A 10199-nucleotide genomic window follows, 5' to 3' on the forward strand; every position below is an offset into this window, starting at 1 on the left:
ATTTATCTTTCATCTATCATCTTTCATTTCTTATCGGTCGATGTCCGGAACGACATAGTCCAGTGAGCCGCCGATAGCGATCAGGTCGGCAATTTTGTTGTTGCTGGCGAGCAGATCGACTACCGATACCAGCGGAAGACCCGGCGAACGGAATTTCACCCGGTACGGGAATTTATCTCCGTGGCTTTCGATATATACACCGAATTCTCCCCGGGCGGCTTCGACACTCTTGTAGTATTGGCCTTCCGGAAGTTTGATGATCGGTTTGGTCTTAACGGCGAAATCTCCCTCCGGAATATTGTCGACCAGCTGCTCCAGAATGTGAAGCGATTCGACGATTTCATCCATACGCACCATGTAGCGGTTGAATGTATCTCCATGGTTGTAAGTGATTTCTTTGAAATCGACTTTATCGTATACCCCGTAAGGATGAATTTTACGGATATCGCATTTCCAGCCTGAGGCACGTCCCGAAGGACCGGTTACTCCATAGGAAATAGCATCTTCCAGAGAAAGAATACCGATGTCTTTCATCCGCTGCCGGGCGATAATATTACCGGTGAAAACACCATGATATTCTTTTAGCATAGGGGGCAGGTATCGGATGAAATCTTTGATCCTTGTGATCAGATTCGGATGGATGTCGGCCATGACTCCTCCGATGCAGTTGTAATTCTGAATCAAGCGGCCCCCACAGGTTTCTTCGAACATGTCCAGGATCTTTTCCCGGTCGCGGAATCCATAGAAGAAAGCGGTCAGGGCTCCCAGGTCCATACAGAAGGTGGACCAGAACAGAAGATGGGAAGCGATACGGGTCAGTTCGTCCATAATCGTCCGGATATATTTGGCCCGTTCCGGGATTTCCAGCCCCATCGCCTCTTCGATACACATACACAAGGCGTGACGGTTCATATGGGCCGAAAGGTAATCCAGCCGGTCGGTCAGTGCCAGAGTCTGGGGATAGGTGAGGGTTTCACACATTTTTTCGATACCCCGGTGGATATATCCACAGTTGACATCCACTTTTTTTACGATTTCTCCTTCCAGGGATACCCGGAAACGGAGCACTCCATGTGTGGCAGGGTGTTGGGGGCCGATGTTTACGACGTATTCGTCATCTTCGAAAATAACGTTTTCCCTTGCTTCGATCGTCCCTTCTTTTGTCAATTCCAGGGTAGGGGTTGCATCCGGGCTGCTTTCACTTTCCAGACGGATGGGGTTGATCTTTTCGTCCGCATCGTAATCTTTACGCAACGGATAACCGATCCAGTCGTTCCGCAGGAATAACCGACGCATGTCGGGATGGTTGATAAACCGGATACCATAAAAATCGAATACTTCACGTTCGTTGAGGTTGGCTGTAGCCCAAATGTCCGAGACACTCGGCAATTCGGGATTCTCCCGGTTTTCGGTTTCAACCCGTAAGGCCAGGTCGTGACCGTATTTGCTGGATCTCAGATGGTACATGACGCCCAGGGTTTCGCCCCAGTCCATACCGGTCATACATACCAGAAAATCGAACGAAGTATCCTCGTCATTGCGCAAACGAAGGGCCAGATCATGAAAAGAGGTACGTGGAACGCTGACGAACCATATTCCATGTTTTTCTTCCAGGACGGCTTCCGGTACAATACTTAATATCTTCTCTTTCATAAATTGTTCGGATTACATTGGGGGGTAGCTTCGTCATTACTGTCCCTGGGGTCTTGCTGTTTGTTGGCTCCTCCGAGGAATTTCTCGACTTTGATTTTCCGTTGCAGCTGCATCATGCCGTAAAGCAGCGATTCAGGACGGGGAGGACAACCGGGAACATAGACATCTACCGGTAATATTTGATTTACACCTTTTACGACATGGTAGGATTTCTTGAACGGTCCGCCCGATATGGCACATCCCCCCATAGCGATGACATATTTGGGTTCGGCCATCTGATCGTACAACCGCCGTAATACCGGAGCCATTTTGTGAACGATAGTACCGGCAACGATGATTACATCCGCTTGCCGGGGACTGGCCCGGGTGACTTCAAACCCGAAACGGGCAAAATCATAACGTGCCGCACCCACTGCCATGAATTCAATACCACAGCAGCTGGTGGCAAAAGTAAGAGGCCATACCGAATTCGAACGCCCCCAGTTGATGAGATCGTCCAGGCATCCCACAATGATGTCGGTGCCGTTGGCCCTAAGTTGTTCGAGGTACTCATTATCTTTAAAGTCCTCATATTTCATTGATTTTATCTTGGGTTGTTTCATCGTTTTTCCGTTATTTTTTGTTCTGACTTTCCCCTTCTCTTCATCTCCAGCCTTTTGCTTTTAGCCTTTTACTTTTTACCTTTTTTTACTTCCATTCCAGTGCCCCTTTTCTCCAGGCATAGGCTAAGCCGAGGATCAGGATAACCATGAAAAACAAAATGTTGATCAATCCGTCGATACCTGCGTCCTGTACGGTGACGGCCCAGGGAAATAAAAATACCGCTTCTACATCGAACATCAGGAACAGGATCGCAAACAAATAATAACCGGCTTTGAACTGCATCCACGAACGGCCACGGGTTGGAATACCGCATTCATAAGCTTCTCCCTTTTGCCGGTTATAAGAACGGGGAGATACGATGCGGGCGACGCCAAGGGCAATCCCCACTAAAGCAATAGCCGTAAGAATTACGACAATTAATAAGGTCAAATTCATAACAGAATATGTTTAAAAAATACCTAAAATACTGAACTATCGGCGTCCGTTTCCAGACGATACTTCTTTATTTGAACGAATCGGCGATTTAAATAATAATTTTTTGTAGCGTATAGATGTAGTAGTCGGTGTGATCCGGCCCGGTGAAAACTGCTTGCCGGGGAATGAATTTATTCAAGGGATCTTCTGCCGGTGATTGTATTTTATTATGCCTGGACTGAATAAATAACCTGATGAAAACTTTTTTATCCAGCGTTTTGTGTGTGGTTTCTTCCGTGAGGTCACCTGCATTGAAATGCAGGAAAGATACGAGTGAGTCCAGCATATTATCCGCTTGATTAATAATCGTGATATTAGACTGGACAGGAAGACATACCTTGGGGGCATCGTTGGCTTTACAGGTCTCTGACAAACAGTTACCTGTTACAAATAATAATATGATCCATTTAATAATTTGCACACTCATTTTTTTGAACGTGCGAATATACGATTTAATTTTTAGGTTTGGGATACAATTTATATTAAAAAAAACTGAATTAATTCGGCAATATTCCTTTACCTTTGCCAGTGATTACTGAGTGGGAGGCCTATCTTCAATCCTCTGTTTAAATAAATCGCTATGGATAAATTACTTTCTCCGATGCAGGATTTACAACAACAATCGGCCATGCTGCAAAAAGAATACGAATATGAAAAAGAGTTGTATCGTCAGCAGACCCGTGAGGCCGGTATTCCGAAGCGAATCCAGCAGGGAGTGTGTTGGTTTCCGGTGAAGCTGGGGGCCGATCGGTATAATTCACTCAACCAGCTGACAGTCGAAGTAACGCGTACAGAGACGGAAGAGACTGAACATAGCTTTGAATACGGACGTCCTGTTTGTTTTTTTAGGATTTCGGCTGATAGGCAGATCCGTTATTTCAACTTTTCTGCCGTGATCAGTTATGTACAGGATAATAAAATGGTAGTTGTACTTCCCGGACCGCAGGTATTGCCGGAATTAGTCGTTACGGGTGAGTTGGGGGTACAGTTGTATTTTGACGATACTTCGTATAAGACGATGTTCGCTGCCCTGCGTGAGGTGGCAGAGGCAAAGGGGAATCGTACGGCTCGTTTGCGGGAGGTATTACTGGGTAAAGCACCTGCACTTCGGCGGGAGACCGGTCCGGTGCGTTTCCCCTGGCTGAATGCTTCGCAGGAGAAGGCAGTGAATCAGGTGTTGTGTGCAAAAGAGGTGGCTGTCGTACACGGACCTCCTGGAACCGGTAAGACGACGACATTGGTGGAGGCTGTTTATGAAACCCTTCACCGTGAAAATCAGGTGATGGTGTCTGCCCAGAGTAATACGGCGGTGGATTGGATTGCAGAAAAACTGGTCGATCGGGGTATCCCCGTGCTTCGTATCGGAAATCCTACCCGGGTAAACGATAAGATGCTCGCTTTTACTTACGAACGTCGTTTCGAGGCACATAGCGACTATCCGGAATTGTGGCAAATTAGAAAGACTATACGGGAGATGACCGGCCGTTTACGTAAAAGCGGGCGTGAAGACCGGGAGCGTTTGCATAATCAGCTGACTAAATTGCGGGTAAGGGCGACCGGCTTGGAGATACGTATCGATACGGAGTTGTTTACCGAAGCCAGGGTTATCGCCTGTACCTTGGTGGGTGCGGCTAGCCGGGTATTGGAGCGTAAACGCTTTTCTTCTTTGTTTATCGATGAGGCTGCCCAGGCGATCGAAGCGGCTTGTTGGATCGCGATCTCCCGGGCCGACCGGGTGATTCTGGCCGGCGATCATTGCCAGCTACCGCCGACGATCAAATGTATAGAGGCTGCCCGGGGAGGGCTCGGCCGTACTTTGCTGGAGAAGGTGGTGCTGCACAAACCGGAGACCGTGTCTTTGTTGAAAATCCAATACCGGATGCATGAAGATATTATGCGCTTCCCTTCCCGCTGGTTTTATCATGATGAGTTGGAAGCGGCACCGGAAGTGAAATACCGGGGTATCCTCGATTTCGATACGCCTGTCAGCTGGATCGATACTTCAGAACTGGATTTACAGGAAAAAGCAGTGGCAGAAGGAACCGGACGTCTGAATACCGGAGAAGCCGAATTGTTAGTCCGGGAACTGAAAAATTATATGGAACGGATCGGAATCCGGCGTATTTTGGAGGAGCATATCGATTTCGGGGTGATATCACCTTATCGGGCACAAGTCCACTATTTAAGGCATCTGTTGAAAAAAGAGCCGTTCTTTCGTCCTTGCCGTCGCCTGATCACCGTGCATACGGTTGATGGTTTTCAAGGGCAAGAGCGGGATGTGATTATGATCAGTCTGGTCAGGGCCAACGAAAAAGGGCAGATCGGTTTCTTGCGGGATCTGCGGCGTATGAATGTAGCCATTACCCGGGCCCGGATGAAATTACTGATTTTGGGCGAAGCGGTGACGTTGACCAGACATCCTTTTTACCGCGAGTTGTATGAATATATCGGTGGGCTCCGGTGAGATCAGAATAATTCTTGCCGGATATGTTCGATATCTGCTTCGTCGATGGTGTCGATGATGTTATCGAATATCATGTGAAAGCCGAAAATACCTTCAACCATTTCATCGATGGCATGTTGTTTGGGAACATGCTGAAAAACCATTCGGTACATGGCTGCTACGGCTCCTGTCCGGTCGCTGCCATGCCAGCAATGAAAGAGTAGGGGACCTTTCCGGTCGCGGATGATCTGCATGGCAGTGACCAGATCGTCCAGCCTGAGCAATGTGGCCCGGGTGGGGAGGTGATGCAGGATCAGCGAGGTGCCCTGTGCTTCTTTGGTGTCGGTGTGGTAGCAACGGAGATTCAGTATTTCCCGCATACCGAATTTTTCCAATTCCCGGAAGCAAGCTGCGGACGGCTGGTCCGAACGATATACCCCGTCTCCGATCCGGTAGAAGTTTTTCAACCGGCATTTATTACCCAGGGTGATTTTCTCTGTCTTCAGGTCCGGTAGGTGAATGGTGTATGGATACATGGTTGGTTTGGATTTCATTTGTTTTTTTATTGATCAGAATAAATCCGGTCACGATCAGGGCCAAAGCAATCGGATCGTGCCACGAAAATTTCTGTAGTCCCATCAGGATGGAAACAGCAGCACCGGTGACCGGCAGGACGTATTTATAAGCACTTTCTACGAAGGGGGTGATGTAGTTTAGGGCGTAAACACTTAAAAAATAGCCGATCACGGTGGCAACGAAAAGTATATAACAAATTTCGAGCCAGATGTGAAGGGGAGCCTGGGCGGAAAATAAAGGTGATCTGACCAGATCTGACAGCCCGAAAGGTAAGCTGATGATCATCGAAGATAAGCTCATCCATTTCATGACGGTGACCGAATCGAATTTTTGGGTATAAGGTTTGATCAGGATCAGAAAGAAGGAGTAAGAAACCGAAGAGCAGAAAACCAGGACATCGCCTCCGAACGAGTCTTTCACCAGGCTTCCGGTGTGGGGCATAATGGAGGCATAAAGGGCGCCTGCAATACCGAGTAGAATACCGAAGGCTTTGTATTTGGTAAATACGGTATGCAGAAAAATAACCGCCAGGGCAATGACGATGATCGGTTGGGTGGTGCGGATGACAAAAGCATCGATAGGCCCGGTCAGTGAAAGTCCATTGATATAAAACAATAAGTTACCTCCTAAGCCGAGTATACCGCCCAGTATCATCATCCCGATTTCTTTTTTTGGGGGGTGCGGATGATCGGAAGAAGTCGGGAAATAAAGGCCGATTAGCCAGAAAACCAGGGTGCTGGCAGAGCAACGGAGTAACACCAACCCGTTGGGACCGATCCATTCGGGAATGATGACTTTCATAAAATTGGTGTTGAAACTATAAATGAAAGTGGTGGCCAGAATCATCAGATGACCGATATAAGCTTGGGATTTGGGCATATGTTCTTTTTAAGTTACTCAGCGATTCGGTAACTTTTTAAACGTTGGAAACTTTACTTTGTTACAGAACGTTTAATAAGCAATATACGATTTTATAAATAATAAAAATAAAACATATGAAGACAGTGATTGATAGGGCGAATACACGGGGACATGCTGATTACGGCTGGCTGAATACCTGGCATACTTTTAGTTTTGCAGACTATTATAACCCACAGCGGATTCATTTCGGGGCTTTACGGGTGCTGAACGACGATACCGTTACCCCCGGAATGGGGTTCGATACCCATCCCCACAAAAATATGGAGGTGATCTCGATTCCTTTGAAAGGTTACCTGAGGCATGGAGATAGTCTGGAGCACAGTGAGGTGATTAGTCCCGGGGATATTCAGGTGATGAGTACAGGTAGCGGGATTTATCATAGTGAATTCAACGATAGTAAAACTGAAAATCTGGAGTTTTTACAGATTTGGGTTATTCCTCGTGTAAACAATACTAAGCCGGTCTATAAAAGCTATGATATCCGCCAGGTAGACATGAAAAATCGTTTTGGCTATATAGTGGCTCCTGATGGCACTGCTCCTGGCGGTATTTTACAGGATGCCTGGTTTGCATTGGGAAAGTTAGAGAAAGGTAAAAAGATCGGGTATCATCTGCACCAGAAGAATACAGGCGTTTATTGTTTTGTCATCGAAGGTGAAATCTGTATCGAAGGTACTGATTTGTCGCGGCGCGATGGTATGGGTATCACGGAGACAGACCATTTTCAGGTGGAGGCACGGAGTGAGGCTTATGTGTTGTTGATAGAAGTGGCTATGATTTAGCGTTCATCGAAGACTAAAGTTTGTAAAAATGATTTTCTTGTAAAGAAAAAACTTTATTTTTGAATGAAGAAAATGGAAAACAGGAAAATCATACACATCGATATGGATGCATTTTATGCTTCTGTCGAGCAGCGTGATCATCCCGAATACCGGGGAAAACCTTTGGCCGTAGGACGCCCGGAGGAGCGGGGTGTGGTGGCTGCTGCCAGTTATGAAGCCCGTAAGTTCGGTATTCGTTCGGCAATGTCTTCTATGCAAGCTCTTAAATTGTGTCCTGATTTAATTTTTGTACGGGGACGTATGGAAGATTATAAAGCCGTGTCGGAAGAGATCCATCGGATCTTTCATGAATACACGGACCTGATAGAACCTTTAGCTTTGGACGAAGCTTTTTTGGATGTCACCGAAAATAAAAAGAATATTCCTTTAGCCGTAGACATTGCCCGGGCTATTAAAAAAGAGATTCGCGAGAAATTGGGGTTGGTGGCTTCGGCCGGAGTCTCTTATAATAAATTCCTGGCGAAGATTGCTTCGGATTATCGCAAACCGGACGGTCTTTTTGTTATCCATCCCCGTAAAGCAGCTGCTTTTATCGCTCGTTTGCCTATCGAAGTATTTTGGGGGATTGGTAAAGTGACTGCCCATAAAATGCATGCACTGGGGATACATAACGGAGCACAACTCCGCAATTGTTCGTTGGAATTTCTTAACCGGAATTTTGGGAAGGCCGGCCAGTTGTATTACGATTTCTCGCATGGGGTAGATCTTCGTCCTGTGGAGGTGGTCCGGATACGTAAATCGGTTGGGTGTGAGAATACTTTCGAAAAAGATCTGACAACCCATACTGCACTGATTATTGAGCTGTGGCATGTGGCCGATGAATTGATCCGGCGTTTAGGGAAAGCCGGATTCAAAGGACATACGTTGACGCTGAAAATCAAATTCCACGATTTTACACAGAAGACCCGTAGCATCAGTGTAGGACACGAATTGTATACAATGAAAGAAATTCTGCCTTTAGCCAAGCAGTTGTTAGCCGGTTTGCAGCTGACTCATTACCGTATCCGGTTGATGGGACTTACCGTATCTAATCCGGTTTCTTCTCCCGATGATCCGGAACAAGGGATTCCGACCCAGTTGGAAATTAATTTTTAACCGGTAGCAGTAAGGTAACCGATTTACGCATTTTCAATGCGGATGGGAGAATCGTCCGGCCGGTCTGGGACCGGAGTCTTGTGGATCTGCATCGGAAATGCGTTGGTCAGAAGGGGAAAAGGCCGCTTACACTTTGTAGCTATAAGTCAGTCCTTTGTTGGGAGCAGCATATAAGTTAGTGATTTCAAAATTGATATCGCCTCCCTGGATATTGTTTTCTAAACGGATTTCGATACGATGGCGGCACTGAGGTTGGATGGTATATTCCCTGAAATAAACGAGACCGGGATTATGCCGGGTCTTTTTGAGATGGAAGGTCAGATCGGAATTGTTTTTCAGGGTAATAACGATGCTTTTTTCATTTCGTTTTATATCCTCGATGTCGATCGATTTTTCGAATAACTCTTTCAGCCATTGTTCTTCGGCGATAACTTTCTCATCCATATATACTGCAGTCCTGCGATGTAATAAAGCTTCACGGATTCCTTCAGCCGAACGTTCCCGGACAAATACGAAGGTCATCGTACGGTGTTGGCCCCGTGCAAAATCGATATCTGTCTGGATGGGTTGATGGATATCCGATGTGCCGATCATGGTCAGTTTCTTTTCCATACACCAGCGTTGTGCTTCCGGGGAGTATTTTTTCCCATTAGCGACTTCTATACCCTGCATATATCCTTCTTCATACAGACGGGTATGTTCATTCCACCAGAGGGTCGTATCGGGTTGTTGACGGTCCCAACCCGGATGATTCCAGAAAATGAATGCATTTTGCCGGCGTGCTGCTTTGAACGAATCCATATATTCCTTTTGTTCCAGGGCGTCGCAGTCGCTTAGAAAAATGGCATTGAAATGTCCGGGAGCCATCGGGCGGGTAATTTCGCTTCCTCTGATTAAAATTACCTGGTTATTCCGGGCTGTTTTCTCTGCAATTTCATAGGATCGGTTGTGCGAAGCAATAATATCCTGGCGATGGGGACGGTACTCCAGGTGTTCGGTCAGGGCGATCGCATCCAACCCCTCCCGGTAAGCTTCGTCGACACGTACCGTCGGCCAGACCAAACCATCGGAAAATACTGTATGTATATGGAAATCACATTTCAATGTCCGGTATCCTTCCGGATCGGGTACACGAATTTCATTTCTGACTTGAGCTTTACCCCAAAAAGCAAAACAGAGAATTAACACACCGATAATACTACTTTTTTTCATAATAGAGTTATTTAATCATTTATCCGGTTTCAAAAGTAAATCCTGGAAATGACAGAGTGGTTGCCAAAAAGTGAAGAAAATAATAAGTAAGGCAGTTATATACATATTTACACTTATAAGCGTACAGTTAGAATAAACATGTATATAAACACCATAAGTAAATATTAGCTTGGTGGTCAATGATATGGGAGAATAAGTAGAGTTTTCACAGATTATTCATTGTATTTTTGTGTTTAAAATTTTGCAGCGAATAGAAAATGTCCTATATTTGTACCCGCAAAACAAAAGAGAGTTCTTTAAAACAAGGGCAGTTACCAGAGTGGCCAAATGGGGCTGACTGTAACTCAGCTGGCGTAGCCTTCGGTGGTTCGAATCCATCA

10 protein-coding genes are annotated in these 10199 nt (G+C 46.2%); 3 read left to right on the forward strand and 7 right to left on the reverse strand.

The window, feature by feature from the left end:
* Window positions 1-30: 30 nt before the first annotated feature.
* From WS42_RS09060 to WS42_RS09075, 4 genes are all read right to left on the reverse strand, one after another.
* Entirely contained in the window at window positions 31-1653 is a 1623-nt protein-coding gene (locus WS42_RS09060) for an NADH-quinone oxidoreductase subunit D (protein ID WP_286728466.1), read from the reverse strand.
* Window positions 1650-2255: an NADH-quinone oxidoreductase subunit B gene (locus WS42_RS09065; RefSeq protein WP_046402611.1), complete on the reverse strand. Its 606-nt coding sequence runs from the start codon at window positions 2253-2255 to the stop codon at window positions 1650-1652. The genes WS42_RS09060 and WS42_RS09065 overlap by 4 nt, the downstream gene beginning before the upstream one ends.
* An 85-nt stretch (window positions 2256-2340) precedes the next feature.
* The gene (locus WS42_RS09070) at window positions 2341-2691 is read right to left on the reverse strand and encodes an NADH-quinone oxidoreductase subunit A (RefSeq protein ID WP_013611693.1); all 351 of its coding nucleotides are present in this window, start codon (window positions 2689-2691) and stop codon (window positions 2341-2343) included.
* 88 nt (window positions 2692-2779) lie between these two features.
* Entirely contained in the window at window positions 2780-3103 is a 324-nt protein-coding gene (locus WS42_RS09075; RefSeq protein ID WP_147345769.1) for a hypothetical protein, read from the reverse strand.
* 207 nt (window positions 3104-3310) lie between these two features.
* Between WS42_RS09075 and WS42_RS09080 the strand changes: the two genes are divergently transcribed.
* Window positions 3311-5194 carry an AAA domain-containing protein gene (locus WS42_RS09080; RefSeq protein ID WP_046451005.1) on the forward strand — a complete coding sequence of 628 codons (1884 nt, stop codon included), beginning with the start codon at window positions 3311-3313 and terminating at the stop codon, window positions 5192-5194.
* A 2-nt stretch (window positions 5195-5196) separates the two neighbouring features.
* On the opposite strand, the gene WS42_RS09085 is transcribed toward WS42_RS09080, so the two are convergent.
* A complete protein-coding gene (locus tag WS42_RS09085; protein WP_013611690.1) occupies window positions 5197-5709 on the reverse strand; it encodes a tyrosine-protein phosphatase in 513 nt (170 codons plus the stop codon).
* The gene (locus WS42_RS09090; protein ID WP_046402614.1) at window positions 5651-6628 is read right to left on the reverse strand and encodes a DMT family transporter; all 978 of its coding nucleotides are present in this window, start codon (window positions 6626-6628) and stop codon (window positions 5651-5653) included. The genes WS42_RS09085 and WS42_RS09090 overlap by 59 nt, the downstream gene beginning before the upstream one ends.
* A 116-nt stretch (window positions 6629-6744) precedes the next feature.
* Here WS42_RS09090 and WS42_RS09095 point away from each other — a divergent pair, with 116 nt between their 5' ends.
* On the forward strand, window positions 6745-7452 hold the full coding sequence (locus WS42_RS09095) for a pirin family protein (protein WP_022161428.1): 708 nt from the start codon (window positions 6745-6747) through the stop codon (window positions 7450-7452).
* 72 nt (window positions 7453-7524) lie between these two features.
* Window positions 7525-8607, forward strand: coding sequence for a DNA polymerase IV (gene dinB, locus WS42_RS09100; protein WP_046451007.1), 1083 nt, complete (start codon window positions 7525-7527; stop codon window positions 8605-8607).
* A 126-nt stretch (window positions 8608-8733) separates the two neighbouring features.
* Here the strand turns inward: dinB and WS42_RS09105 are convergent, their stop codons facing one another.
* Entirely contained in the window at window positions 8734-9819 is a 1086-nt protein-coding gene (locus WS42_RS09105; RefSeq protein ID WP_046404765.1) for an Sb-PDE family phosphodiesterase, read from the reverse strand.
* Between the last annotated feature and the right edge of the window lie 380 nt (window positions 9820-10199).

The organism is Odoribacter sp. N54.MGS-14 (genome assembly GCF_000980295.1).
GTDB classification, from domain to species: domain Bacteria; phylum Bacteroidota; class Bacteroidia; order Bacteroidales; family Marinifilaceae; genus Odoribacter; species Odoribacter splanchnicus.